The organism is Corynebacterium aurimucosum ATCC 700975, assembly GCF_000022905.1.
GTDB classification, from domain to species: domain Bacteria; phylum Actinomycetota; class Actinomycetes; order Mycobacteriales; family Mycobacteriaceae; genus Corynebacterium; species Corynebacterium aurimucosum_F.
Genome location: NC_012590.1, coordinates 581773 through 608180 on the forward strand (window position 1 = coordinate 581773; position 26408 = coordinate 608180).

Sequence of the window (26408 nt, forward strand, 5' to 3'; positions counted from 1 at the left end):
AGGGCGCACGGGCCAGGGTTAGTGTGATGCCTATCGCAATCGTTGTTGTTGTCTAGGAGGAAAACCCCGTTGATTAACCACGAAGTACGTACCCACAAGTCCGCCGAGGACTTCCCCATTGAAGAGCACCTGGCCTACAAGATCGCCAAGGTTGCAGCGGATTCCGTCGAGGTTCCGGCCGAGACCACCGAGATGATCATCAACCGCATCATCGATAACGCTTCCGTGGCCGTCGCTTCCGCAACGCGCCGCCCGGTGACCTCCGCCCGCGTCATCGCGCAGGCCCACCCGGCTCAAGAAGGCGGCGCCACCATCTTCGGCGTTGACGGCACCTACTCCGCCGAGTGGGCAGCCCTGGCCAACGGCACCGCCGTGCGCGAGCTGGACTACCACGACACCTTCCTCGCCGCCGAATACTCCCACCCGGGCGATAACATCCCGCCGATTCTGGCCGTGGCACAGCACAAGGGCCTGACAGGCAAGGACCTCATCCGCGGCCTGGCTACCGGTTATGAAATCCAGGTCAACCTGGTCAAGGGCATCTGCCTCCACGAGTGGAAGATCGACCACGTGGCGCACCTCGGCCCCTCCGTCGCCGCGGGCCTCGGCACCATGCTGAACCTCGACGTCGAGACCATCTACCAGGCCATCGGCCAGGCGCTGCACACCACCACCGCGACGCGCCAGTCCCGCAAGGGTCTGATTTCCTCCTGGAAGGCTTATGCCCCGGCTTTTGCCGGCAAGATGGGTATCGAAGCAGTGGACCGCTCCATGCGCGGCGAGGGTGCCCCGGCCCCGATTTGGGAAGGTGAGGACGGCTTCATCGCGTGGATGCTGCACTCCCCGGAGCGCACCTACACCGTCCCCCTGCCGGGGGGCGGGGAGCCCAAGCGAGCCATCCTGGACACCTACACCAAGGAGCACTCCGCGGAGTACCAGGCACAGGCCCCAATTGATATGGCCTTTGCCCTCAAGAAGACCTTGGCAGAGAAGGGCCTGAAGGTGGAGGACATTGAGTCCATCGTCCTGCACACCTCGCACCACACCCACTACGTCATCGGCACCGGCGCCAACGACCCGCAGAAGATGGACCCGAACGCCTCCCGCGAGACTCTGGATCATTCCATCATGTACATCTTCGCCGTGGCCCTGCAGGACGGCGAGTGGGACTACGAGACCTCCTACTCTGACGAGCGCAAGCACCGCCAGGACACCATCGACCTGTGGCACAAGATTTCCACCGTCGAGGACCCGGAGTGGACCCGCCGCTACCACTCCAACGACCTGGATGAGAAGGCTTTCGGTGGCAAGGCCGTCATCACCTTCAAGGACGGCACCGTGATCGAGGATGAGCGCGCGGTTGCCGACGCCCACCCGCTCGGCGCCCGCCCCTTCGGCCGCGAGGAGTACATCAACAAGTTCAAGAAGCTCGCCGCCGGCAAGGTCTCGGAGGAGGAGCAGGAGCGCTTCCTCGCCGCCGCCCAGAACCTGGAAAACCTCACTGACCTCAGCGAGCTCAACGTTCGCCTCACCGATGAGGCTATCGCCACCGCACCCGAGACCTCGAAGGGACTGTTCTAAATGGCTGGCCTATTTGGCTCCACTATCAGCAATGCCGGCAAGCGCAAGAGCTTCCGCGAGGCGCTGAACGCACCGGAAATCACCACACTGCCGGGTGCCTTCAACCCGCTTACCGCACGGCTTATCCAGGACATCGGCGGCTTCGGCGGCGTGTACGTCTCCGGCGCGGTGCTGGCCAATGACTTGGGGCTGCCGGATATCGGCCTGACCACGCTCACGGAGGTAGCGCAGCGCGCCGGGCACATCGCCCGTGCCACGGACTTGCCGGTGCTTGTCGACGCCGACACTGGCTTCGGCGAACCCATGTCCGCCGCCCGTACTGTCGCCGCGCTGGAGGACGCCGGCCTGGCTGGTTGCCACCTGGAGGACCAGGTCAACCCGAAGCGCTGCGGCCACCTCGATGGCAAGGAAGTGGTGCCGACGGACCTCATGGTTCGCCGCATCACCGCCGCCGTCAACGAGCGCCGCGATGAGAATTTCATCATCTGTGCGCGCACCGATGCCGCCGGCATCCACGGCATCGATGAGGCCATCGAGCGCGCCAAGGCCTATGCTGACGCCGGCGCGGACCTCATCTTCACCGAGGCCCTCTACTCGCCGGAGGACTTTGAAAAGTTCCGTGCCGCCGTGGACACCCCGCTGCTGGCCAACATGACAGAGTTCGGCAAGACCGAGCTGCTATCCGCCAAGCGCATCGAAGACTTGGGCTATAACGCCGTCATCTGGCCGGTGTCCACCCTGCGCGTGGCCATGGGTGCTACCGAAGAGTTCCTCCGCGACATGCAGGAAACCGGCCTGCAATCCGAGGAGTGGCTCGAGCGCATGCAGCATCGCTCCCGCCTCTACGAGCTGGTGCGCTACGACGAGTACAACGCCTTTGACCAGAGCGTGTTCACGTACTCCAAGGACAGCTACAAGCCCACCTTTGACTAAACCCCACTTTCCAGAACTCACACCACCCCCCGCTTAAGGAGAAAACACCATGTCTGAATCCCCAGAGATCCGCAAGGGCCTGTACGGCGTTGTCGTCGACGAGACCGCCGTGTCCAAGGTCGTCCCGGAGACCAACTCCCTGACCTACCGCGGCTACCCGGTTCAGGAGCTCGCACGCTACTGCTCTTTCGAGGAGGTTGCTTACCTGCTGTGGAATGGCGAGCTGCCGACCCAGGGCGAGCTCGTACGCTTCTCCGCTCGTGAGAAGGCGCTGCGCCACCTGGACCGCCACCTCATTGACCTGATTACTTCTATGCCGAAGTCCTGCCACCCGATGGACGTGCTGCGTACCGCAGTCTCCTTCATCGGCTCCCAGGATCCGGAGGAGTACACCAAGGACTCTGAGCACATTCGCCGCACCGCGCTGGAGCTTATGGCGAAGCTGCCGACCATCGTCGCACTCGATATTCGCCGCCGTCGCGGTGAGGGCTACATCGAGCCTTCCCGTAAGAAGGGCTTCGCGGAGAACTTCCTGTGGATGGTCTTCGGTGAGGAAGAAGGCTCCCCGGCCCTGTCGCGCTCCGATATTGAGGCTTTCGATAAGTCCCTCATCCTCTACGCTGAGCACTCCTTCAACGCGTCCACCTTCGCTGGCCGCGTGGTGACCTCCACGATGTCGGATACCTACTCCGCTGTCACCGCTGCTATTGGCGCATTGAAGGGCCCGCTGCACGGTGGTGCTAACGAGGCTGTGATGAAGAACTTCCTTGAGGTCGGCGACCCGGCCAAGGCAGAGGAGTGGACCCTGAACAAGCTCAAGAACAAGGAGCTCGTCATGGGCTTCGGCCACCGCGTGTACAAGAACGGTGACTCCCGTGTTCCGACCATGGAGGCTGCCTTCCGCGAGCTGGCCAAGGACCACGGCCAGGAGCAGTGGGTGGAGATGTACGAGAAGATGGCCAAGACCATGTACGAGAACACCTCCATCAAGATCCAGCCGAACCTGGACTTCCCGGCTGGCCCTGCGTACCACATCCTTGGTTTCGACATTGAGTTCTTCACCCCGATCTTCGTGATGGCCCGCATCACCGGCTGGACCGCACACATCGTGGAGCAGAACGAGAACAACTCCCTCATCCGCCCGCTGTCCGCCTACAACGGCAAGGAGCAGCGCTCCGTTCCGCCGAAGGAAATCTAGTTAGCAGTTGCGCTTGACGACGGGCGCTGCACGTAGCGAAGGCATGTCATGCCGACGCCACATGCAGCGCCTAATGCTATTGCGCCTGCGGCAACAAGAAGTGCATTCCAATCGATGGCAAAAGTGAGGCCATCTCCCATTGCGTAGACCATTCCGGCAAGCGGGAGGATTCCAGCGAGACAGCCAGTAATGATCGCGGCACATGCCAGTGTGGCCGTAGTGAGTACAACGATTCTTAGGTGCCAGGAGGAATCGAGGCCTAGTACTTTGAAGGTGGTCTCGATTGCTTCGGTAGCGCGAGCAAGTTGCCGCGAGAAAACAAAGGTTACGGCTAACGCGCTGAGAAGCGCGGCTGCCAAGCTGATATAGAATGCCCGCGGTGTCGAAGAAGTTTGAATCAGTGGCAGTAGTACGAGCTCGTGGGGGATATGAGCTTGTGCAGCGCTATCAAGAAAGCGCTTTTCTTGGTCTTCCTGGAGACCCGTAAAGACCCATTGTGTCCTACCTGCCGGTGCATCTAGATTTTGCGCCGTGGATGCGAGGATAAATCCTCCAGCTAGCTTCTCCCAGTGTGGCCCGAAGTCCATACTCAGCGCTGAAAGTGATGAGTGGCCTGAATTCTTGCTCGTGTTGATTGAAACGTGGTCTTGGTTGATGAATCTGTGATCGCGGACTAATGCCCCAGTCTTAAGGACTTCTTTTTCTGAGGCAGTAAGCTCTCGGTCTAAGAGTTGCTCTACGTTACGAACGGATTCGACGCTCAGTACGCCAAAAGTCCCCGACATCTCCGCGGGCATGTCCAGCGTGGCTTGGACATAAGAAACACGAACTGGGGCGGGCACGCCCAACGCAGTGGCTAGGTGCTGAACGGATTCAGCACGCGTGGAAAGCCCGTCATCTGTCTTCTCTAAAATGTGTGCCTGGTTTGGGGCGATCGTTGACGTCAAACTGTCATTCTCACTGGCTGTGAAGCTGGCTGACATCGAACTGCTAAACACGGCGGTTCCCATGCACAGGACCAACAACGTCAGACCCGTGCCAATAAGCTGCCGGTGCTTCTCTGCAAATCTCAGGGCCACGCCTGCTGGAGTGTAGGGCCGGCTGGTTCGCGGACAGCGTGCGAGAAAAAGAGAAAAGACGATGCACAATGCCATGGTTGGCAATGGCGCCCAGGTTTCGAACACGTCTGGCCCCAGCAGTGCTGAAGCGACCGTAAAGAGCGCGGCCACAAGGACAATAGCAATAGCACTCCAACGCAAGAATGATGCCGATAAGGCCGGCAGCGGGATGTCTTTCCAGAACGGATGCGGCTGGGTCGACGGCGCGGTGGCAACACCGCCAATCAGGAGTGCTGCTAGCGAGCTAGCGAGAAGAAGCACTAACCATTTCCACGGAATGAGGACTCCAGGATCAGGCAACCCCGCAAGTCCCGAAATGAAAGGGCGCACGCATTGCGCCAGGCCTGCACCTACAACGAGGCCTAAGACGGAGTACATCAGGGCTGAACGAAGCAGGGTGGATGTGTTGGACTTCCACAACAGGAAGGGGGAGATTCCTAGCTCGAAGAACCGCCGGTTCAACGGGTGAAGAACTAGGTACGTGACTCGCCACAAAAAGAGGATCAAAGCACACGGTATGACAATGGCGAACAGGCCGAAGAAGAAAGAATAGCTATCGGCGAACCCTGAAGGCGGCGTGGCGAGCAGGCTTTCGCGGGTGAGGAGTGAGGTCGAAAAGGCGTCGTCAAGCGCGGCGCGATCAACGAGGTTTGTAGTTTCGAGCTGACTGCTAATGAAGTCGGTGAGCTCGGCAGGAGTCGTTCCTTCGGAACCGAACACAATCGGCCGGACCGAAGCGGAGGTCATGGAATAAGCGTCGGCGTCGATGGTGTTCCATGTTCCCGATGCGCCGTACACCGCTTTCTCCTGGCTGTGGAAGGAATTCGATACAACGCCAACGATGCGGAGCGGTAGCGTGCCGTTGAATGCAGTTGTGTTCTCTCCGAGGCTAAGGTTAACGTCCTCAGTGACGATTACTTCCCCGGGGGCGCTTGGCCAATGGCCCTGAACCAATGCCAACCCAAAATCGGGAGCTTGCTCTTCCCAGTGAGACTCCTTGTAGACAAGGGAAGCTGATGGATTGCTATCGACATAGAGATCGTAAGTCTCGAGTTGGGTAGTAAAGCCCCTCTCTGGGGAATCAAGTTGCGGCAGCGTCTGTTCAACCACGCCCGCCCGCGTGTACACAGGCACGTCCACCCGCACGGCGTTGTTTCCCAATTCTGACTGCGCCTTCTGCTGCGGGGACAACATCATGAAGAGATCAGCCGAGACAGCAAATGCGAATAATCCTAAGCACACTGCGATTGCCGCTGCGCCGAAACGATACCGTTTCGAAGAATGCACGACTTTCGTGATTAGTTCATTGAGCATTCGGGGCTGCTTTCCCAAGCTGGCCGTCGATCAGCGTGTAGGCCGTGCTGCAATAGTCGAGCATGATGGGATCGTGACTGGTCGCTATCACGGTTGTGCCAGTTGATGCCAGCTTCTTGAAGAGTCGAAAAATGCCGTGCGAGTTTTCAGAATCGAGCGCAGCAGACGGCTCATCAGCCAAGAGAATTCGCCGTTTCCCAGACAGTGCTCGGGCGATTCCTACTCTTTGGCATTGGCCGCGCGACATCTCTGCGGGAAATCGTTGAGCGAGTTCTGCAAGTCCTACCTGGGTTAAGGCCTCGCAAGCCTTGTCGTGTGCCGTCGTCTCATCGAATCCCGCTGCAGCAAGCACAAGCATGACATTTTCGAGCGCTGTGAGTTCATTCATCAACAGGTCGTCTTGATAGACGAAGCCGATTGTGTTGCGGCGCAAGGCGAGTAGTTCCTTGGGAGCAGCGGTGGATACACAGGTATCGAAGACCGAGATTGAGCCTTCATCGATAGGTAGAAGACCTGCAACCGCGCGCAGGAGAGTTGTTTTACCGGAGCCGCTCTTTCCTGAAATGCCGAGAAACTCGCCTTCACCAGCTTCTAGGCTTGCGCCTTTGAGAACATGCGTGCGCTGGGCGCCTTCGCCTAAATACTTGTGGACGTTAGAAATGGTGACTGAGTTCATAAGCTCTTTTCTGTCTTCACCGTGCGGTCTTTGGAAGTGAAGGATGAAGTTGGTTCTTATGAACCTGATTGAAGGATAGAAACGGAGGGTAGAACATGTCAATAGGTTTATATTTTTTTAAAAGCGAAGTAACTCTTCTCCTATTTGGCCGCTGCATGTTTAAAGGGGGGTGGTTTACAAGTAGTCCGCGAATCGGTCGGGGTAAGCCACGGCTAGTTGGTTGATGGCTTGTTTCCACCCGGTGGCTTTCGCTCCTTCAATATAGCCGTTGCACTCAATGTCGCGCTTTGCTTTCTTCGCTCGCTGGGCGGCACGCTTGTTCGATGTTGCAGATCATCAGCCACAGCGTCTTTAGTGCGGCAGTATCGTTCGGGAATTGGCCCCTGTTGCGGGTAGCTTTACGCAGTTCAGCATTCAGCGACTCGATTGAATTGGTGGTGTAGAGCACCCGGCGTGCCGCCGGCGGAAACTGCAGAAACGGCACGAACCGCTCCCAGGCGTCGCGCCAGACTTTGACCGACTGGGGGTATTTCCGGCCCAGTTCACTGGCCTCGAAAGCATCCAGGCTGGCACGTGCGGTGTCCTCGTTAGCGGCTGTGTAGACCTCACGCAGCGCGCGGGAGACTGCTTTGCGGTCCTGGTAGGACACCCACCGGTTCGCAGCCCGAATCAGGTGCACAATACAGGTCTGTACCATGGAATTCGGCCAGGTTGCCTCCACGGCTTCCGGCAAGCCTTTGAGCCCGTCGCAGCACACAATGAACACGTCTTGGACACCGCGGTTAGCCAGATCCGCACACACCGATGCCCAGAATGCGGCTCCTTCATTGTCGGCGATCCACAGTCCCAGGATGTGCTTGATGCCGTCCATGTCGACACCAACCGCCATGTAGCAAGCCTTGTTGACCACGCGGTGGCCGTCACGGATTTTCACGCGTAGCGCGTCGAGGAAGATCACCGGGTAAAACTCGTCGAGCTGGCGGTTTTGCCAGATCATGACCTCGTCTAACACCGCATCGGTAATGGTGCTGATCGTATCCGGGCTCATATCCACCCCAAGGGTGGTCGCGAGGTGATGCTGGATATCGCGCACGGTCATCCCACCGGCGTAGAGCGAGATAATCATGTCGTCGAGCTCTGTGAGCCGACGTGCACCCTTGGGCACCATCCGGGGAGTAAACGTGCCGGCACGATCCCTGGGCACGGTCACCTCAACTGCGCCGTAGCCAGAATTGACGGTCTTGGTGTACGACCCGTTACGGTGATTATTCTCCTGTGCGGTTTCGACCTGGGATTTCGCTTTGCGGTCGGAATGGCCGTAGCCCAAGTGCGCATCCATCTCCGCCTTAAGGCCAGCGTTGATTGATGCTTGCAGCAGGCCTTTGACCAGCTCGCTTGCATCATCAGCGGAGCTCGACAGCTCGCTAATCAAGCTGGCGATTTCAGAATTTTCCATCAGCTTCTCGCTGATCTCGTTGACCCTCGCCGGGTCATGGTTTTCTTCGGTGACACCGTAGTCATTATCGGTGAAACTCCTTCTAGATCAGAGCCTCACACACAAACTTCCTGACACCCTTCAGGAATGACAGGCGAGGAGCAATCCGCGGGGACGGATAAGGCCACAGCGCGTTCAAATGTCTCACATGAGTGCAACGGTGAGGGGTGTAGAGAACGCACGGTGGGCGGTTGCGAATAAGTGACCACGCTGGCAGCCAAGAGGTACGAGCGATGAAAGATCAGCTCGAGCATTAGCGAACGTACTGACGTCGCTTTATTAGGTGTACTGACCGGGTACGTTGCGGGCACGCCGGTTCGGCGCACCGCCACAGCCGCTTGCGCCACACCAGCAGCACCGGCCGCCCCGCCGAGGGGATGTCACGCACCAGATGCTCACGCCGGCCGTGGGCCACCGCGACCACCCCGCACCGCGGGCACCCGGTCACCGACTCGGAGGTCTCCACCAACAGCTCCAGCTCACCGCCGTACTCACCGACGGCAAGCACCACCAACCCCGAGATGCCGAGCATCGCAGCGGGCAGGACGGTAGCCTCAACACTCACCTGGGACTCCTCTCGATCCGTTGCTTGGTCGCTACGAATCGTGGAGTCCCAGGCCCGTCTTCACCAGCCCAACCCGGTCAGCGCGTCGCAACCCGGCTACCACGCTTGGTGAGGAAAAGCTGCTAACATGGTTCGGCGACGGCCCGGGCACGTCCTTGTTCCTAACCGTCGTGCGCTGGGGTCCGCGTGGACCGCTCGGCCAGCGTCCATCCAGTCAGGAGGAAGTCAGCAAATGTTCGACGACAACGGCTCATTCCTACTCGCCATGTTCGAGTTCTTCATCTTCTTCGCATGGTTCATGTCCCTGTGGTGGATCTTCGGAGATCTCTTCCGCAGCAAGGACCTCGGCGGCTTCGCGAAGGCGCTGTGGGTGGTGTTCATCCTCGCGCTGCCGTTCATCGGAATGCTCGCGTACCTGCTTGTTCGAGGTCGGGGGATGACCGACCGCGCGGTCGAGGCGCGCCAGGAGCTCCAGCAGCGGCAGGATGAGTACATCAAGTCCGTCGCCGGCGGCTCCGCCGGATCGAGCCCGACCGATGAGATCGCCTCGGCGAAGGCCCTTCTCGACTCGGGAGCGATTACCCAGCAGGAGTTCGACCAGATCAAGGCAAGGGCGCTCTCCTCGGTCTGACCCTGGTCCGCTCCCTCGCCAGCCGCAGCGTCGCGGTCCGAGGGCGGCCATCCGGCGCGGCCTAGGTATTCGCCAAGTGTGCGGCTTGCGCGCGCGAGCAGGCGCATACCGGGCAGAGGGTGTCCGATTGTTTGTGTGCGGGGGGTGTTCCTATATAGGTTGTCAACCTAGCGGGTGGAGAAATTGGGGGCGGATTCTCTCTGCGGGGTTGTTTGGTCGTGTTGTTTTCGGGCATGGCTGCTAGCCGACTGGGATTTTACCCGGTCGGCTATCTTTACTCTTAGTGTCTAGGCTGCTAGGTCTTCCTGTGATGGTGCGGGATCGTGGTAGTGCTTGTGGTTGCGCATCATGGCGTAGAGGACGTTGAGCCGTCTGCGGGCTAGTGCTACTACTGCGGCGTTGTGTCTCTTGCCTTCACGGCGCTTTCGTTCATAGAATTGCCGGGAACGCTCATGGAATCTGATGGATGCAAAAGATGATTGCCATAGGGCGTTCTTTAATTTTTTATTGCCAGCTCGGTTCAGTGAGTTCGACATGATCGAGGTCCCGGACTGGTTTGTCCGAGGTGATAAGCCAGCGTAAGAGGCTAGGTGCCCAGCTGTCGGGAAGTCGGTCATGTCGCCCGCGGTCATGAGAATTTGTGCTGCCGTCTTTGGTCCGATTCCTGGCATGGATAGCAGGATTTGAGTGTGGGGGATGTCGTTGATGAGCTCGATGACTTCCTGCTCGATTTGTGTGCGGTGCTCGAGCTTTAAAAGCGCGTCCTTCGCCGACATTGCTACGCCCATTTCGGCATAGTGTGCACCAGCAATGGCAACTGTTTGCTCAGAGATGGCAGCGAAAATGGCATCGAGGACAGGTTCAGGATTGCGTGCCTTATAGCGTCGAGCGAAGGCAGTTGCCTTGGCCTTTCCGAGGCGTTTTATCTTGGTCGGTCCGCCGTAGCGTGCAAGTAGGTGCAGAACCCACTTGCGGTGAATTATCTGACCGCGAAGGGCCTGTTCGAATTGCGGGTAGCAGCCTACTAGTGCACTTCGAATCTGATTGATGAGCCTGGTGTAGGAGCGCGCTAAATCTTCGTCGATACCGTTGAGGACCTTCAACTGGAGGAAGGCTTCTTCGACGCGGTCGACGCTGCGGAGGGATTCCGGAAGGTTCTTTGCAGCGTGGGCGATGATATAGGCGTCCCGGATATCAGTTTTGGCATTGCCAGCGTGGATGCGCGAGAGTTGACGCATAGCCAAACCGGGAAGGTAGCGCACGTCGATCCCGAGTTCTTGAGCAACCGCGACAGTTAGTCGACCAATGTTATTGGGCTGGTCCACGACGACAAGGACCTTGTGGTCGTGTGCGCTGAACGCTGAAAACAGTGCGCGCAGGGATTTTTCGTTTTGGTTGATGCGCTTAGATAGCACCTGGGTGCCGTCGATATCTAAGACGCAAGCGTGGTGAAAGTATTTACCGACGTCCATGCCGATGACATAGTCGTAGGTCATGCCAGACCTCCTAGCGAATTGAATGAGTATGGGACTTATTTCATCGCTGGTGGTCGGACATACTTCACGCTGGCATCCACATTACTTTGAGACCTCGCACATTCTGTGCGGGTCAGGTTCCTATTAGCAGTCTGGAGTATGCCACTGCCTTCGGCGGCATCACCCCCCGGATCATTTTCAGACAGGGACGAAAACAAGCCATACCGAAGCCAGCGACTAGTTCCACTGCCCCAAGGCAGAAGGAACGCAGACAAACATAACCTGCCCCAGCATGGGGCTAGGAGTACGAATCCTGAGTTCCTTCAAGCGGAACTGCCAACAACGTAATGGGGAAGGGGAGCTGTTCATGAAGGGGTGAGTCTTCTAGGGGTGTGCCTAGGAGTCTGGCGAGAACCTATTCGAAATCTGTTGACCGATATGTCGATTTCCGCCCGCGTTGTCGCCTCGGACACTATCCTTAAGTTCGTATTGTGCTTATCTGAAAGGATCACTCCCAGTGTCTGATACTGCTCACAAGTCCTTCTCTAAGATCTTGGTGGCCAACCGCGGTGAGATTGCCGTGCGCGCCTTCCGCGCTGCCTTTGAGGTCGGCTCCAAGACCGTTGCAATTTATCCAAAGGAAGACCGCAACTCCTTCCACCGCGCCTTTGCCAATGAGGCAGTGCGCATCGGTAACGAGGGCCAGCCGGTCAAGGCATACCTTGACATCGATGAGGTCATTCGCGCCGCCAAGAAGTCCGGCGCGGATGCCATTTACCCTGGTTACGGCTTCCTGTCGGAGCGTGCCGATTTGGCGCGTGCTTGCCGTGACAACGGCATTAAGTTCATCGGTCCCACCCCGGAGACCTTGGACCTGACCGGTGATAAGGCCGCCGCGGTAGCCGCTGCCCAGGAGGCGGGGCTGCCGACTCTGAAGGACTCGAAGCCCTCGACGGACGTCGACAAGCTGGCGGAATATGCCAAGGACTTTAACTTCCCCGTCTTCGTGAAGGCAGTGGCCGGCGGTGGCGGCCGCGGTATGCGCTTCATCGAGAACGAGGCGGAGCTGAAGACCAAGTGTGCTGAGGCCTCCCGCGAGGCTGAGGCAGCCTTCGGCGATGGCAACGTTTACCTCGAGACCGCGGTCATTCGCCCGCAACACATCGAGGTGCAGATTCTGGCTGACTCCCAGGGCAACGTCATGCACCTGTATGAGCGCGACTGCTCCGTGCAGCGCCGCCACCAGAAGGTCGTGGAGATTGCCCCGGCGCCGACGCTGGACCCGGAGCTGCGTGACCGCATCTGTGCGGACGCCGTGAAGTTCTGTGAGCACATCAACTACGAGGGCGCCGGCACCGTCGAGTTCCTCGTCGATGAGAAGGGCAACCACGTCTTCATCGAGATGAACCCGCGCGTGCAGGTGGAGCACACCGTGACCGAGGAGGTCACGGGCGTGGACATCGTGAAGTCCCAGATGCAGATCGCCGCGGGCCTCTCTCTGGAAGCTCTTGGCCTGAAGCAGGAGGAAATCCACATCACCGGCGCGGCGCTCCAGTGCCGCATCACTACCGAGGATCCCTCCAATGGCTTCCGCCCGGATACCGGCACGCTGACCCAGTACCGCTCGCCGGGCGGCGCAGGCGTGCGTCTCGACGGCGCAACGGCCGTCGGCGCGGAAATCTCCCCGAACTTTGACTCCCTGCTGGTGAAGATGACCTGCCGTGGTGTCACCTTCGAGCAGGCCGTGGCACGTGCACAGCGCGCGCTCAACGAGTTCACCGTGGCTGGCGTGGCCACCAACATCGGCTTCCTACGCGCACTGCTGCGCGAGCCGGACTTCGTCAACACCCGCGTGGACACCAGCTTCATTCCGGAGCACCCAGACCTGCTGAAGGCCCCGCCGGCCGTGGATGAGTCTGGCCGCATCATCGACTACATCGCTGACGTGACCGTCAACAAGCCGAACGGCGAGCGCCCGACCACCCTGCGCCCCTTTGACAAGCTGCCGGATCTGGACTTTAACTTCGAGTTGCCGCGTGGTTCCCGCGACGACCTGCTGGAGCTGGGCCCGAAGAAGTGGGCAGAAAAGATCCGCAAGCAGGACGCCTTGGCCGTTACCGATACCACCTTCCGCGATGCGCACCAGTCCCTGCTGGCTACCCGCGTGCGCGGTACCGCCCTGGTCACGGCTGCTGAGGCCGTCGCCCGCATGACGCCAGAGCTGTACTCGGTGGAGGCGTGGGGTGGTGCGACCTACGACGTCGCCATGCGCTTCCTCAAGGAGGACCCGTGGGTCCGCCTGGACCTGCTGCGTGAGGCCATGCCGAACCAAAACATCCAGATGCTGCTGCGCGGCCGCAACACCGTGGGCTACTCGCCCTACTCTAACGACGTGTGCACCGGCTTCGTGCAGGAGGCCGCCAAGTCTGGTGTGGATGTCTTCCGCATCTTCGACGCGCTGAACGACGTCACCCAGATGCGCCCGGCAATCGACGCCGTCCTGGAGACCAACACCACCGTGGCCGAGGTCGCCATGGCCTACTCCGGCGACATGTGCTCCCCGGATGAGAAGCTCTACACGCTGGATTACTACCTCAAGCTGGCCGAAGAGATCGTCAACACAGGCGCCCACGTCCTGGCCATTAAGGACATGGCGGGCCTGCTGCGTCCGGAGTCCGCATCCAAGCTGGTTATGGCTCTGCGCAAGGAGTTCGACCTGCCGGTTCACGTGCACACGCACGATACCGCTGGCGGCCAGCTGGCTACCTACTACGCGGCAGCGCTTTCTGGTGCCGACATCGTCGACGGTGCTTCCGCACCGCTGGCGGGCACCACCTCTCAGCCTTCGCTGTCCGCTATCATCGCGGCGTTCTCGAACTCCTCGCGTGACACCGGCATCTCCCTCAAGGCAGTTTCCGACCTTGAGCCGTACTGGGAGGCTGTGCGCCAGCTCTACCAGCCCTTCGAGAAGGGTATTCCTGGACCGACCGGCCGCGTCTACCGCCACGAGATTCCGGGCGGCCAGCTGTCCAACCTGCGCGCGCAGGCTACCGCTCTGGGCTTGGAGGATCGCTTCGAAGTCATCGAGGACACCTACGCTGCGGTGAATGAGATGCTCGGCCGCCCGACCAAGGTGACCCCGTCCTCCAAGGTGGTTGGTGACCTCGCCCTGCACCTCGTGGGTGCTGGCGTGGACCCGGCTGATTTCGAGGTCAACCCCACCAAGTACGACATCCCGGATTCCGTCATCGCCTTCCTACGCGGTGAGCTCGGCACGCCTCCGGGTGGCTGGCCGCCGCTGCGCGACAAGGTTCTGGAAGGCCGCGCGCCTGGCGACGTCACCGTCAAGCCGGTTCCGGAAGAAGAGAAGGCACATCTCGCCTCGGATGATTCCACTGAGCGCCGAGCTTCCCTCAACCGCCTGCTCTTCCCGAAGCAGTTCGAGGAGTTCAACGAGTTCCGCCGCACCTACGGCAATACCGAGGCGCTGACGGACACGGTCTTCTTCTACGGTCTGGAAGAAGGTAAGGACTACATTGTTCACCACTTCCCGGAGGGCTCCAACGACCGTGCAGATCTCAAGCCCATTACCTTGCGTCTTGATGCAATGGGCGAGCCGGACGAGAAGGGCATCCGCAACGTAGTTCTCAACGTTAACGGCCAGATCCGCCCGCTCAAGGTGCGCGACAACAACGTTGAGTCCACCGTAGCCACCGTGGAAAAGGCTGACCCGTCCAACGAGGGCCACGTGGCCGCACCGTTTGCCGGCGTGGTGAACCCGACCGCCAAGCCGGGCGACGAGGTCAAGGCCGGCGACCAGATCGCTGTCATCGAGGCCATGAAGATGGAAGCCTCCATCTCCGCCACCAAGGATGGCACCATCGAGCGCGTCGCCATTGGCGCCGCCACCAAGGTTGAGGGCGGCGACCTCATCGCCGTTATCAACTAAAAGTTGACTTAGGTCATGGATGGGTGAGCAGCGTCATTCTTGGCGCTGCTCACCGGTGGTTTTCGGCGGTGGGGTGGGATTTTTCCGCACTGCATTGGCCTAAGTCAGGAGGGTGTCTCGCAAAAGGCATCTGGTAGAAGGCATCTTTGGGTCTAAAAACGCCATCTGCCCTAAGTAAAAGGCGTTTTTAGCCGTGAAAACGCCTTTTGACTGATGCCTTTTGCCAGGCGCCCTTTGTCAGATGCCTCCCGCATGTCGATGGAGACACGTAGACGTTGTGCGTTGCTAGGGGAGCGAAGAAGGCAATCCGTTTCGCGAAGATGCGTGCAGCGTTCTACGGAAACGGTCGTTGTGACCCGACCTGGGTCATGGGTGGGTGAGCAACGTCGCTCTTGGCGCTGCCGTCGGCGCGCCGACGAAGGTGTCGAGTATAGTCGACACCTTTAGAAGAAACCGAGGAAGTGTCGAGTATAGTCGACTGTTCAGAAGACTGAAATGGTAGCGGTGTGGTGAGTATCTGGTAGCGCCTGAGTGAGTATCCGGTAGCGGTGTCTCACTCAGGCGTTGTTGGTGGTTATGCGTTGGTGTTCAGGCGCATGTTTGGTCCTTCGAGTGTGATGATCTCGGCGCCGGAGACGAGTCGGTTGAGGATTGACTCGGAGATCACGGCGTCGGGGATGGACTTGTACCACTCCAGTGGGGTGAATTGTGAGGTCACTATCGTTGAGACTTTGCCTTCACGCCCGGCGAGGATGTTGAGAAGTTGGTGCGCGGTTGCGGCATCAACAGGTGTGGTCAGGAAGTCATCGAGGACCAGGACGTCGACGTCGTGGAGGTGCTGGATGAACTTCAGTCGTGCGGGGTCATCGGGTTGGAGGACTGCTAGTTCGGCGGCGAGCATGTCGGTGCGGTAGAACCGTGCTGAGTAGTCGTTGCGGCATGCTGCTGTGATCAGGGCTTGGGCGAGGTAGGTTTTGCCGACTGAGGATTTGCCCAGGATGACAATGTTTTGGCCCAGGTGGCACCATTGTCCGTGAGCGAGTCTGCTGACTTGCTCGGGGTTGATGTTGCGGTCAGGTGTGCAGACCACGTTTTCAAGGCAAGCATCAAGGTTTGGCGATCGGGATGCTTTCAGCAGTTTGTTGATGCGTCGTTCACGCCTGGCCGCGACTTCTTTATCGAGTGCGTAGAGCACCTTTTGGGAAAACGTCCATGCGTCGAATGCGGGATCGTTGGCGATGTCGATGACGCTTCTGCCGAAGGCTGTCATCCGCAGCGCGGTGAAGTCGGGCAGGACGGATTCGTCAAGGAAGCGATCTGTTGGCGGGGTTGGTGATGACAAGGGGTTTAGTTTCCTTTCTTTGCGAGGTTGTCCATGCTGAACTGTTCTGCACCGCCGAGAAACGCGCCGGTGGTATCCCGGTCGGTGACTACAGGGGCGGTGGGCTGGTTGGTTGTGGTGCTGCGCGGGGCTTGGTCTAACCCGCGGGGCCGGGTGGCGTGTTCTTTGCGTATGGCGGCCATCATGTTTTTGACTGCGGTATATGACACCGCCCGTCGGCTGCCGTCGTTGGCGGTCAGGCGCTGGCATGCCTCTTCCAGGATTGGTTTGTTGCCGTGTTTGCCCATCGACAGCACGTTTCGGCAGGACTGGTACGCCTGGGCCGGGATGGCTTTCGCCGCGATGAGTTCTTCGATGACCTTGCGTGTTGCCGGGCCGGTTTTGCTGGCTTCGCGATAAAAGTAGTCGCTTGTCCACAGTCCACGGGTGGAGTCCATTCCAGATGGAATGTGCTCATAGTCAGTGACATAGGCCCCACGCTTATGCGAAACCTGTGGGTTGCCACGGTTGTCCCCTGGTCAAAGACGGTCAAGACCTGGCCTGTGATGCGCACATCGACAGTGCGGCCAACAAGCTGGTGCGGGACGGAGTAGCGCACCGTTGCAACCGTGATATGGAAATCCGGGGCCACTTTCGCACGCTTCCACTCGGTGTGCTGCCACGGGGTTGTCGGCAGGTCAGCAAGGAGATGCTGCTCGTGTTCTTCGAAGAGCTCCCTGCGGCTTGACTGCTGGCTGCGAAACGGCACGGACCTGTTGATCGCGTCGACTAAGCCCACAATCTTTCCGTTGAGCTCGTCCAAGTCAACACACTGGTGGCCTTCAAGGGCGTGGATGATCTTGTGCGTGACGATCTTTACCGCAGCTTCCACATTCGCTTTATCCTTCGGCCGACGCGCGCGTGTGGGAAGTGCTGCTGTGTTGTGGTGCTCCAAGAACTGCTGGTAGGTGTCGTTGACCTTCCGATTCCTATCAGCAGTGCTGATCGCGTTCGACGCCGTCGACGCGTTATCGGGGACAACAACCTGACAGACCCCACCGAAGTAGTCAAACGCTTGACGATGCGCATCAAGCCAGGACTGCTGCCGCTGGTCAACACACGCACAGGCAAACAGCATCCCTGAATACGGCAGCGAAGCGACGAAAATGCTGACTTTCGCACCCGGTGTGCCCGCAGGGTCGTACAGGCGTATCTTGGTCCCAGCCCAATCCACCTGCATCGTATGCCCTGGTGCATGGGTGATCCGGGCGGTAAGCCCGGCCGCATCGACATGGGAGGCAACCAGCTGGCGAAACCGGTCGTAGCTGTAATGACGCTGTCCCGGCTGGGCGGGGATCGTGGTGTAGCGAGCCCACAATACTTGCAGTGTCTGCTTCACACGCCCTGTGCGTGCTTTGACGACCGCGTCAAAGTCAATCGGGACGAACTCGCCTTGCCCGCTGGTGCGTTTATCAACGAATATCTCGTCCAGCTCGTCATTCGTCAACGCCGCGACCTGCTGGGCAGTAGTCAGGCCAAGGCTTCGCAGCGCTTGGTTCGCTCGGGAAATCGCGCGGTGCGAGCACCCGAGCTGGTCTTCAATCTGGCGGTAAGAACGCTTCCTAATCAGCAGCGTCATCACCGCACGGTAATCCGTCATCAGCGGACTCCTTCCAGTACACGCCGCACCCGAGTGGTGCGGCTACCGGAAGTATCACCCCGAGCCCCGTGAGCTGCTACCAGATACTCACTGAAGCGCTACCAGATAGTCACGACACTGCTACCAAATAGCCGGTCGCAACAGTCGACACCTTTGTTGGCTGGCGGTACTAGAAGCGCTTGAGCATCACGTGGGCATCCGGGCGGCCGGGGACGTCGATGTCGACGAAGCCTTCGGATTCATACAGCTTGCGTGCACCAGTGTTCTCCGGCTCAATCCACAGCGATACCGCGGGAGCCTCCTGCGCCTCGGCGAGGTCGCAGGCGTTGCGCAGGAGGCGTCGCCCAGCGCCCAAGCCCCTGTAGCGGGACTCCACAGCAATGAAGAGCTCGGGGATTTCCTCCGGGTCGAGGTCGGTGGCCCACTGGGACTCATCGAAAGGATCGGCCTCGGGGTTGCCGGTGTAGGCAGCGCCCTTCGCTTCAGTGGTGTAGTAGCGCAGCCACGCACCACCGACGGGCACGCGATGGCTGGAGACAGCGATGACGCCGCCGTCGACATGGGGAGACCATTCATCGATGTACAGCCCCACGTCAGGTGTGTGGAAATCCCCGATATGGGCGTCCTCATCACCGAGGACATCGGCGAGGAAAAGGAGGCGGGAGAGGTAGGTACGGTCGTGCTCCTTGGCCAACCGTACACCGAACTCAGAATCGTTAACGCTCATGCCTTTCGAGGCTACTTGATCTCTGAATTTAGTCACTCACTGAGTGGTTCGAGGGGAGTTGGTGGATTCTCAATGGTCCAGAGAAGAGTGCTCGTGGCGGTGGTATGGCGTGTAACTTGTGGGTTCAGTAAGTCCTCGACTTTCAAGATCGAGCGGAAGGCGTGAAGGGCCTCCCTGCGACGTCGTGAGCTAATAAATGGCTCATTGTGGGCAGCGCGGTTCCTGACACGATTGATTCGCGCTAGATGTTGTTCGATTTCCTTGCGGCGTGTCCGCGGCGCAAATGCCTTGTGCAGCGCAGGAATCCACAGCAACTGCTCATGAGCTGCGTCTGTTAAGTGGCGCCAGAATCCAAAGGGGAGCTCGGCGACTAAAGCTCCAGGACTGGCATGTTTCGTATGATTGCGTCGTAGAGCTTCGGCTATTGATTGCCGGTTCTTATCGTTCGAATCTATTTCTACTCCGTCGCGCATTCGGTGGAGGGGCGCATTCACTGGGGACTGGGGATCTATAAGCCAATGCTGGTCTCCCAACCACCACCGCTCTAAAACAGTGTTATAAGAGTTTCTGAGTAGTACTTCGGCATGTGAGGCGTCGTGGAGAAAAGCCATCGCGACGCTGATGTTCCATTCATATAGTGCTAATGCAGCGTCGCCGTCTTGATGGGCAGCACGAAGGAATGGCTGCCAACGCGGTGTTGAGAGCCATTGCGTAATCCACTGGCTATCCTGATGCGCCACTGCTGCATCCCCCCGGAGCGACAAGTCAGCACCCCGGTAAGTAGTACTCAGCGGGTCAGTGACCCAGAGCAGAGCTCCACCGGGGTATCACGTCAAAGAGTACTTAACAGTGCCAATCGAGGCAAGGGTAGTGCAGTTCCCTTTGATAGCGAAAAGGCATCAGCGAACTACTTGATCTCCAGAATCGGTTCGCCCTTGTTGATCTGCGTGCCGGTGGACACCTTGAGGTCGGTCACGGTGCCGGACTTGTGGGCCTTGACGGGGTTCTCCATCTTCATGGCTTCGAGGATCACGACGACCTCGCCCTCTTCTACTTCCTGGCCTTCCTCGACGGCGACCTTGATGACGCTGCCCTGCATCGGCGCGGTCACGGTGTCACCGGACACGTTGGCCGCGGCTCCCTTGCCACGACGCTTCTTCGACTTCTTGCGCTTGTTGCCACCTCCCAAGAGGAGGTTGCCCGGCAGGGCCACCTCGATGCGGCGGCCGCCCACCTCGACGACGAACTTCTGAGCTGCTTCCTGCTCTTCAGCTTCGGGAGTCTCGGTGGTGTCGGTGTACTCAGGCAGTTCGTTGACCCATTCCTCCTCGATCCACTTGGTGTAGACCTTGAAGTTGCCGTCTTCAGCGGTGAAGGCAGGATCGTTGAGGATTGCTTGGTGGAAGGGGATAACCGTAGGCAGGCCTTCGATGCGGTACTCGGCCAGGGCGCGGCGTGCACGCGCAATGGCAGTCGCGCGGTCCGGGCCCCAGACGATGAGCTTGGCCAGCATGGAATCGAACTGGCCACCAATGACGGAACCCTCGCGCACACCGGAGTCCATGCGCACACCCGGACCGGAAGGCTCGGAGTAGGTGACGACGGTTCCGGGGGCCGGCATGAAGCCCGCAGCGGCGTCCTCGCCATTGATACGGAACTCGATGGCGTGGCCGCGCGGAGCCGGGTCCTCGGAGATGGAGAGCTCACGGCCCTCCGCGATTCGGAACTGCTCGCGAACCAGGTCGAAGCCAGTGGTTTCCTCAGTGACGGGGTGCTCCACCTGGAGGCGCGTGTTGACCTCAAGGAAGGAGATGAGTCCATCAGCGCCCACGAGGTACTCCACGGTGCCGGCGCCGTAGTATCCGGCCTCGCGGCAGATGCGCTTGGCCGATTCGTGGATGGAGGCACGCTGCTCATCGGTGAGGAATGGGGCAGGGGCCTCTTCGACGAGCTTCTGGAAGCGGCGCTGCAGGGAACAGTCGCGGGTGCCCATGACGACGACATTGCCGTGCTGGTCGGCGAGGACCTGGGCCTCGACGTGGCGGGCCTTATCCAGGTAGCGCTCGACAAAGCACTCACCACGGCCGAAAGCGGTGACGGCCTCGCGGGTGGCGGACTCGTAGAGGTCCTTGATCTCCTCGCGGGTGTGCGCGACCTTCATGCCGCGGCCACCGCCGCCGAAAGCGGCCTTGATGGCAACCGGTAGACCGTGCTCGTCGGCGAAGGCCTCGACCTCATCTGCGCTGGCAACCGGGTCCTTGGTGCCCGGTGCCATGGGGGCGTCGGCGCGCTCGGCAATGTGGCGGGCGGTGACCTTGTCACCCAAGTCGGCGATGGACTTCGGGGAGGGGCCGATCCAGGTCAGGCCCGCGTCGATGACGGCCTGGGCGAAATCGGCGTTCTCGGAGAGGAAGCCATAGCCGGGGTGGATCGCGTCGGCGCCGGATTTGGAGGCGGCGTCGAGAATCTTGCTGAAGTCGAGGTATGACTCTGCGGAAGTCTGCCCGCCGAGTGCAAAGGCTTCGTCGGCAAGCGTGACGAATGGGGCGTCAGCATCTGGCTCGGCGTAGACCGCTACGGATGCGATGCCGGCGTCGCGAGCCGCGCGAATGACGCGGACCGCAATCTCACCTCGGTTGGCCACGAGGACCTTGGTGATGTTCTTGGTTTCAACTGCCACGGCAGGAACCCTCCTCCATTTTTTCTGATAGGACTGCGTACTATTCTTGCACACCAAAACATGAGGATACCTTCACATCTTGGTTTCGTGTCAAAAAATAAACCCGCACCAGCGTGGATGCGGGGTTAATTCGGCGTGTTCTTAGCGCTCAACGGGCATGCGAACCATGTTGCCCCACTCTGCCCACGAGCCATCGTAAACGCGCGCTGCCTTGAAACCGAGCAGGTACTTGAGTACGAACCAGGTGTGCGCGGCCTGGGCGCCGACGTGGGAATAGAGCACTGTTTCCGTATCTGGCTCCAGTTCGCCGTAGCTTACCTTCAGCTCGCTGAGCGCGCGGAAGCAGCCATTGGGGTAGACCGCTCGATCCCACTCGAGGTTGATGGCACCTGGGATGTGGCCGTGGGTCAAGGTGGTGCCGTAGGCAGACTCACCAGTTCCGTTCTTGAGGGCAGCTTCGCCGCAGAACTCGTCTGGACTGCGGGTATCGACCACCGTGGCGGTGGAGCTGCGCAGCTCGTCGACGAAGATGCGGGATGATTCCTCGCGGGAAACCTCAGGGTAGGAGGAGGTGGTTGAGTCGGGGACCATAAACGAGGTATCGCGCTCTTCGGACATCCAGGCGTCCCGTCCCCCGTCGAGTAGCCTGACGTCTTCGTGGCCGTATAGCTCGAAGATCCACAGGGCGAATGCGGCCCACCAGTTGGACTTGTCGCCGTAGAGGACGACGGTGTCCTCGCGCTCAATACCTTTGGAGCGAAGGAGCTCGGTGAAATCCTCGGCGCTGATGATATCCCTCGTTGCGCTGTCGAGCAGCTCTGTCTGGACGTTGATGCGGATAGCAGTGGGGATGTGGCCGATATCGTAGAGGAGCGAGTCCTCATCAACCTCGATGACATGGAGGCCGTTGATGCCCAGTCGCGCGGATAGCCACGGTGCGGACACGAGGCGCTCAGGGTGCGCGTACTCCTGGAAAGGGGGATTCGGGTCGAATTCGGCCACGGTCCACCTGCCTTTCTCGTTAAGGGGAAACGTTCGCTTCAACTCTAGCGTGCTTGGCCGAAAAGTGGTCACGGGGGAGAGCCTTTTGTGGTGTTGGATACATTTTTATGCCGTAGAGTGGCGGCTCGCATGGACTGGTTATAACAAGTGTGCAGGTCAGGGGATAAAAACTGCGTTAAGCTCGCCTTTTATCGCGTTGTGGCGTCGCTTCTTCAGGTGAGCGAACGGGCCCAACCTGCGTTATTTTAAGAAGAGACACTCATTAACCCCTAGTGAAAGGGAAGCACTGTGCACAAGGCAATCGTCGTCTTCGAGGTTGAGGGCGGATCCGACAAGCAGATCAATGGACACCGTAAGGACACCATGCCGATCGTCGACTGCATCAAGGATGCAGGTTGGCACGCAGAGGTTGTGTTCTACCGCCCTGAGTGGTCCGAGAAGCTCTTCGAGTACGTATCTGAAAACTTCGATGCGTACATTTCCCGCGTGAACCCGGGCAACATCCCGGGCGGTGAGAAGGGCTACTTCGACTTGCTCACCAAGCTTTCCGACGCCGGCCTAGTCGGCATGTCCACTCCGTACGAGATGATGGCCTACGGCGCCAAGGATGCCTTGGTTAAGCTCAATGACACGGACTTGGTTCCGGCTGACACCGCCGCCTATTACGACGTCGAGTCCTTCCACAAGACCTTCCCGGCCTCCCTGTCCTACGGCGAGCGCGTGCTCAAGCAGAACCGCGGCTCCACCGGCTCCGGCATCTGGCGCGTGCGCCTTGCCGACGAGAAGCTGGCGGAGTCCGTGGAGCCGGGCACCGCACTGCCGCTCGACACCAAGATCAAGTGCACCGAGGCTGTAGACAATCACACCGAGGAGCGCGAGCTCGGCGAGTTCATGGACTTCTGTGACCAGTACATCGTGGGTGACAACGGCATGCTCGTGGACATGCGCTTCATGCCGCGCATCGTCGAAGGTGAGATTCGTATTCTCCTCGTGGGCCCAGACCCAGTCTTCGTTGTGCACAAGAAGCCGGCTGAGGGCGGCGACGCCTTCTCCGCCACCCTGTTCTCTGGCGCCAAGTACACCTACCAGAAGCCGGAGGAGTGGCAGGAGCTCGTCGACATGTTCGCTGAGGTCCGCCCGGTCATTGCTGAGAAGCTCGGTGGCGACAACATCCCGCTGATCTGGACCGCAGACTTCATGCTGGCGGACGGTGAAAACGGTGAGGACACCTATGTCCTTGGTGAGATCAACTGCTCCTGCGTGGGCTTCACCTCTGAGCTGGACATGGGCATCCAGGAAAAGGTCGCGGCTGAGGCCATCAAGCGCGTGGAGGCCAAGCACGCGTAAGCGTTTATTTTCGCGCTAGCCTTGTCAAGTTTCCCCTGCCGTGGCAGGGGAAATTTTCATTTTCTTGGGGCTTATTCCCAAGCCGGGCTGCCAGTGAGCGAGATCTCAGGTACCTTCGAAGGGGTAAAAAATTGCGCCAGTGTAGTGCTGTAGCGTGCTGCGAAATTCGATGATTCTCCGAAAGGTCTAAGGAATAATGACGAACCCCAACCAGTTTGGTGAGAACGCCGACAACAGCGATAGCAACGTGGGCGATAACAGCTTTAATGGTTCCAACGGTGCGAACGCTGGGAACGATAACTTCGGTAGCTTTGGCAGCTACGGCAGCCCCCAGTCCAACAATGATAGCTCGGCGTCTGGCTGGAATGCTCAGGATTCAAACTCCGGTTTTGGCTGGGGCGGCCAAGCAGGCTACGGCGATTACTCTGAGAGCTCTGCTGAGACTTCTTCCTTCGGTAGCGCCTCTTCCCAGGATTCGCAGCCGGACACTGACCGCGAAGCTAAGGACAGCACTTTTGGCTCCGGCTTTGCCGCGTCCGAGTCTGCCTCTGGTTCTGCCAACACGGAGTCAGCAGACCACAAGTCTGAAAACCATGAGACCCGCGCTAACCATGATTCTTTTGGCGCCTCCTACGCTTCCTACAACACCGATAGCAGTGCTGGTGCCGAGCACTCCGCTGAGTCGACGAACTCGAACCAGAGCTACAGCAGCAACGGCTATGGTAATGACGGCTTTGGCGGCGGTGCGCAGACGGAATCCAACCAGGGCCATGGCTTTGGGCAGCAGTCTAGCGATGGCTTCGGCTCCCAGGCTTCTCACTCCAACTCCACGTCCGGTTTTGACAGCTACTCCCAGCAGAATCAGGGCTTCGGCGCTCAGGAACAGCAAGGTTTCGGCTCCCAGGGACAGCAGAGCTTCGGCGCACAGGAGCAGCAGGGATTCGGCCAGCAGAACTCGCCCTTTGCTGCCTCTCCGCAGAACAATCAGTACCCGCAGCAGGCCGCACAGAACGGTGGTTCTTCTAAGAGCACGGGCTTCTTCAAGGCGCTGTTTGATTTCTCCTTCAGCAGCTTTGTCACCCTGAAGTTCTCCTCCTTCATCTACATGCTGCTCGTCATTTTGTCAGCAGTCTTCTGGGTAGGAACGATTCTCTTCTCCTTCGCGTTTTTCGCTGACAGCTTTGTTGTCGGAATCCTGGCGTTCCTCGGTGCCGTGATCGGCGGTGGAATCGCGTTCCTTTTCTATGTCATCCAGTTCCGCTTGATCCTGGAGTTCTTCGTGGCGAACATCCGTACCGCGCAGAACACCGGTGACCTTGTTGCCAAGGCAGACGGCGACAAGGCTTAATCGCATACCAATCCCTGCGCTGCTTTAAGTTAGTCAGACTAATCCCGCGGGCCTCAATATTCGAGGTCCGCGGGATTTTTGTATTTAAAGCGCCGTGCCCGTCGGGGAGGTCCGCTAGCCGCCATGGGTGGTTCCAGTCATATGGTTCGGATCAGAAGGTTCATGTGCCCCCAAACAAACCATCTTTGGGCACCTAGATGGTTCACCTGCCCCCAGCTAAACCTTTTGAGTAGAACCAGGTGACCAGAACCATGTAGCGGACTGGGGGAGGCGGGAAAGCACGCAACGGCGCTACTGGCTGTTTAGTCCAGCAGGGTGGCGACGGATTCGGGGTCGGCGTCGGAAAGCATCTGGCGGATGCGGTCATATTCCGCGTCCTCACCGATGGCCTTCGCAGCATGGCCCAGTGCGGCAATCGCGCGCAGCACGCCCTGGTTGGGCTCGTGGGAGAAGGGGACTGGGCCCCAGCCCTTCCACCCATTGCCGCGTAGGCGGTCGAGGCTGCGGTGGTAGCCGGTACGCGCATAGGCGTAGGCGGTGATGAAAGCGGTGGGCTCAGCGCCCTTGTGCTTGTCTAGTTCCTGCTCCGCTAGCAGTGCCCACAGCAGCGGGGAATCCGGGTGGGCGACAATTCCTGCGGTGAGATCGGAAGTGCTGTCAGCACCCGGATCGGCCGGCAGCTTGATGGGCGGGGGAGCGAGCATATCTTTCATTTCCATGCCGCCCCACTCTAGCCATGTGGCGCAACGGCCACCAGAGCGGGCGAACCTAGAAGGGCTCGCTCAGAATTAGTGCTGGGCCCAGAATTCGGAAACGTTGAGCCCAAAGGAATACAGCGCGCGGCGCAGCACCGGTAGCGAAAGGCCGATGACGGAGGAAGGATCACCCTCAATGCGGTCGATGAACCAGCCGCCGAGGGCCTCCAACGTAAAGGCGCCGGCGCATTCGAGCGGCTCGCCGGTGCGGGCGTAGGCCTCGATATCGGCGTCCGAGGCCTGGGCAAAGTGCACCGTGGTGCGTGAGGCTTCAACGAAGCGCTCCTCGCCGTAGAGCACGCAATGTCCGGTGATGAGCTCCGCGGCACGGCCGGCCTGCGCGTGCCAGCGTTCCACGGTGGCCTCGGGGGTGTGGGGTTTGCCTTGGAGGGAGCCGTCGAGAAGCAGCATGGAATCCCCACCCACCACGACGTCCTCGGGATAGTCGGGAGCAATGGCCTCCGCCTTCGCGGCAGCCAAGGCGCAGACGATCTCGGCGGGCTCAGCACCGGCCAGGCGCTCCTCGATGGCCCGCTCATCCACGTGGGCCGGCGCAATGACGGGTTCCACGCCCGCGCCCCGCAAGATGGATAGGCGGGAGGGGGACTGAGAAGCCAGAACTAGGCGCATGTG

At 59.7% G+C, this 26408-nt stretch carries 19 protein-coding genes and 1 pseudogene; 7 read left to right on the plus strand and 13 right to left on the minus strand.

The window, feature by feature from the left end:
• Nucleotides 1–69 precede the first annotated feature (69 nt).
• Genes prpD through CAURI_RS02910 form a run of 3 tightly spaced genes read left to right on the plus strand, consistent with a single transcriptional unit; the run spans nucleotide 70 to nucleotide 3712 of the window.
• Nucleotides 70–1581, plus strand: a complete 1512-nt coding sequence (gene prpD, locus CAURI_RS02900; protein WP_010189379.1) for a 2-methylcitrate dehydratase PrpD — start codon at nucleotides 70–72, stop codon at nucleotides 1579–1581.
• A complete protein-coding gene (gene prpB / locus CAURI_RS02905; protein ID WP_010189378.1) occupies nucleotides 1582–2514 on the plus strand; it encodes a methylisocitrate lyase in 933 nt (310 codons plus the stop codon).
• A 49-nt stretch (nucleotides 2515–2563) separates the two neighbouring features.
• Nucleotides 2564–3712 (plus strand): bifunctional 2-methylcitrate synthase/citrate synthase, encoded by a 1149-nt coding sequence (locus tag CAURI_RS02910; RefSeq protein ID WP_010189377.1) that lies wholly within the window; start codon nucleotides 2564–2566, stop codon nucleotides 3710–3712.
• Here the strand turns inward: CAURI_RS02910 and CAURI_RS02915 are convergent.
• The 4 genes and pseudogenes from CAURI_RS02915 to CAURI_RS02930 form a co-directional block, all read right to left on the minus strand.
• Nucleotides 3709–6144, minus strand: coding sequence for a hypothetical protein (locus CAURI_RS02915; protein ID WP_010189376.1), 2436 nt, complete (start codon nucleotides 6142–6144; stop codon nucleotides 3709–3711). The genes CAURI_RS02910 and CAURI_RS02915 overlap by 4 nt on opposite strands.
• Entirely contained in the window at nucleotides 6134–6820 is a 687-nt protein-coding gene (locus CAURI_RS02920; protein WP_010189375.1) for an ABC transporter ATP-binding protein, read from the minus strand. Before CAURI_RS02920 ends, CAURI_RS02915 begins: the two co-directional genes overlap by 11 nt.
• 174 nt (nucleotides 6821–6994) lie before the next feature.
• Nucleotides 6995–8341: pseudogene (locus CAURI_RS02925) on the minus strand (IS256 family transposase).
• Nucleotides 8342–8568: 227 nt separating this feature from the next.
• Complete coding sequence (locus tag CAURI_RS02930) at nucleotides 8569–8880, minus strand: transposase family protein (protein WP_010189373.1); 312 nt, start codon at nucleotides 8878–8880, stop codon at nucleotides 8569–8571.
• A gap of 127 nt (nucleotides 8881–9007) precedes the next feature.
• On the opposite strand from CAURI_RS02930, the gene CAURI_RS02935 reads away from it, so the two are divergent.
• Nucleotides 9008–9511 (plus strand): SHOCT domain-containing protein, encoded by a 504-nt coding sequence (locus tag CAURI_RS02935; protein ID WP_012714870.1) that lies wholly within the window; start codon nucleotides 9008–9010, stop codon nucleotides 9509–9511.
• 287 nt (nucleotides 9512–9798) lie between these two features.
• On the opposite strand, the gene CAURI_RS02940 is transcribed toward CAURI_RS02935, so the two are convergent.
• Entirely contained in the window at nucleotides 9799–11007 is a 1209-nt protein-coding gene (locus CAURI_RS02940) for an IS110 family RNA-guided transposase (protein ID WP_005297392.1), read from the minus strand.
• 496 nt (nucleotides 11008–11503) lie between these two features.
• On the opposite strand from CAURI_RS02940, the gene CAURI_RS02945 reads away from it, so the two are divergent.
• The gene (locus CAURI_RS02945) at nucleotides 11504–14935 is read left to right on the plus strand and encodes a pyruvate carboxylase (protein WP_010189364.1); all 3432 of its coding nucleotides are present in this window, start codon (nucleotides 11504–11506) and stop codon (nucleotides 14933–14935) included.
• Between the two features lie 574 nt (nucleotides 14936–15509).
• On the opposite strand, the gene CAURI_RS02950 is transcribed toward CAURI_RS02945, so the two are convergent.
• From CAURI_RS02950 to CAURI_RS02970, 6 genes are all read right to left on the minus strand, one after another.
• A complete protein-coding gene (locus tag CAURI_RS02950) occupies nucleotides 15510–16277 on the minus strand; it encodes an ATP-binding protein (protein WP_041729357.1) in 768 nt (255 codons plus the stop codon).
• 5 nt (nucleotides 16278–16282) lie between these two features.
• Nucleotides 16283–16564: a hypothetical protein gene (locus tag CAURI_RS14080; RefSeq protein WP_236660845.1), complete on the minus strand. Its 282-nt coding sequence runs from the start codon at nucleotides 16562–16564 to the stop codon at nucleotides 16283–16285.
• Nucleotides 16513–17916 (minus strand): IS21 family transposase, encoded by a 1404-nt coding sequence (gene istA, locus CAURI_RS02955; RefSeq protein WP_012714872.1) that lies wholly within the window; start codon nucleotides 17914–17916, stop codon nucleotides 16513–16515. Before istA ends, CAURI_RS14080 begins: the two co-directional genes overlap by 52 nt.
• A 169-nt stretch (nucleotides 17917–18085) precedes the next feature.
• Nucleotides 18086–18643: a GNAT family N-acetyltransferase gene (locus CAURI_RS02960; protein ID WP_010189361.1), complete on the minus strand. Its 558-nt coding sequence runs from the start codon at nucleotides 18641–18643 to the stop codon at nucleotides 18086–18088.
• Nucleotides 18644–19550: 907 nt separating this feature from the next.
• A complete protein-coding gene (locus CAURI_RS02965) occupies nucleotides 19551–21323 on the minus strand; it encodes an ATP-binding protein (protein ID WP_010189359.1) in 1773 nt (590 codons plus the stop codon).
• 141 nt (nucleotides 21324–21464) lie between these two features.
• Complete coding sequence (locus CAURI_RS02970; RefSeq protein ID WP_010189358.1) at nucleotides 21465–22325, minus strand: sulfurtransferase; 861 nt, start codon at nucleotides 22323–22325, stop codon at nucleotides 21465–21467.
• A 288-nt stretch (nucleotides 22326–22613) separates the two neighbouring features.
• Here CAURI_RS02970 and CAURI_RS02975 point away from each other — a divergent pair, with 288 nt between their 5' ends.
• Complete coding sequence (locus CAURI_RS02975) at nucleotides 22614–23672, plus strand: Cj0069 family protein (RefSeq protein WP_010189357.1); 1059 nt, start codon at nucleotides 22614–22616, stop codon at nucleotides 23670–23672.
• Between the two features lie 196 nt (nucleotides 23673–23868).
• Nucleotides 23869–25020 (plus strand): DUF4282 domain-containing protein, encoded by a 1152-nt coding sequence (locus CAURI_RS02980; RefSeq protein WP_010189356.1) that lies wholly within the window; start codon nucleotides 23869–23871, stop codon nucleotides 25018–25020.
• Nucleotides 25021–25322: 302 nt separating this feature from the next.
• On the opposite strand, the gene CAURI_RS02985 is transcribed toward CAURI_RS02980, so the two are convergent.
• Both CAURI_RS02985 and CAURI_RS02990 read right to left on the minus strand, forming a co-directional pair.
• Nucleotides 25323–25739, minus strand: coding sequence for a DUF3151 domain-containing protein (locus CAURI_RS02985; protein ID WP_012714873.1), 417 nt, complete (start codon nucleotides 25737–25739; stop codon nucleotides 25323–25325).
• Between the two features lie 69 nt (nucleotides 25740–25808).
• Nucleotides 25809–26405, minus strand: a complete 597-nt coding sequence (locus CAURI_RS02990) for a Maf family protein (protein WP_010189354.1) — start codon at nucleotides 26403–26405, stop codon at nucleotides 25809–25811.
• Nucleotides 26406–26408 lie beyond the last annotated feature (3 nt).

Bases quoted from the DNA above. Each gene is read 5' to 3' on its own strand.
- prpB (WP_010189378.1), top strand. From the start codon at position 1,582: ATGGCTGGCCTATTTGGCTCCACTATCAGCAATGCCGGCAAGCGCAAG.
- CAURI_RS02910 (WP_010189377.1), top strand. From the start codon at position 2,564: ATGTCTGAATCCCCAGAGATCCGCAAGGGCCTGTACGGCGTTGTCGTC.
- CAURI_RS02915 (WP_010189376.1), bottom strand. From the start codon at position 6,144: ATGCTCAATGAACTAATCACGAAAGTCGTGCATTCTTCGAAACGGTAT.
- CAURI_RS02920 (WP_010189375.1), bottom strand. From the start codon at position 6,820: ATGAACTCAGTCACCATTTCTAACGTCCACAAGTATTTAGGCGAAGGC.
- CAURI_RS02935 (WP_012714870.1), top strand. From the start codon at position 9,008: ATGGTTCGGCGACGGCCCGGGCACGTCCTTGTTCCTAACCGTCGTGCG.
- CAURI_RS02940 (WP_005297392.1), bottom strand. From the start codon at position 11,007: ATGACCTACGACTATGTCATCGGCATGGACGTCGGTAAATACTTTCAC.
- CAURI_RS14080 (WP_236660845.1), bottom strand. From the start codon at position 16,564: ATGGGCAAACACGGCAACAAACCAATCCTGGAAGAGGCATGCCAGCGC.
- istA (WP_012714872.1), bottom strand. From the start codon at position 17,916: ATGACGGATTACCGTGCGGTGATGACGCTGCTGATTAGGAAGCGTTCT.
- CAURI_RS02960 (WP_010189361.1), bottom strand. From the start codon at position 18,643: ATGAGCGTTAACGATTCTGAGTTCGGTGTACGGTTGGCCAAGGAGCAC.
- CAURI_RS02980 (WP_010189356.1), top strand. From the start codon at position 23,869: ATGACGAACCCCAACCAGTTTGGTGAGAACGCCGACAACAGCGATAGC.
- CAURI_RS02985 (WP_012714873.1), bottom strand. From the start codon at position 25,739: ATGGAAATGAAAGATATGCTCGCTCCCCCGCCCATCAAGCTGCCGGCC.
- CAURI_RS02990 (WP_010189354.1), bottom strand. From the start codon at position 26,405: ATGCGCCTAGTTCTGGCTTCTCAGTCCCCCTCCCGCCTATCCATCTTG.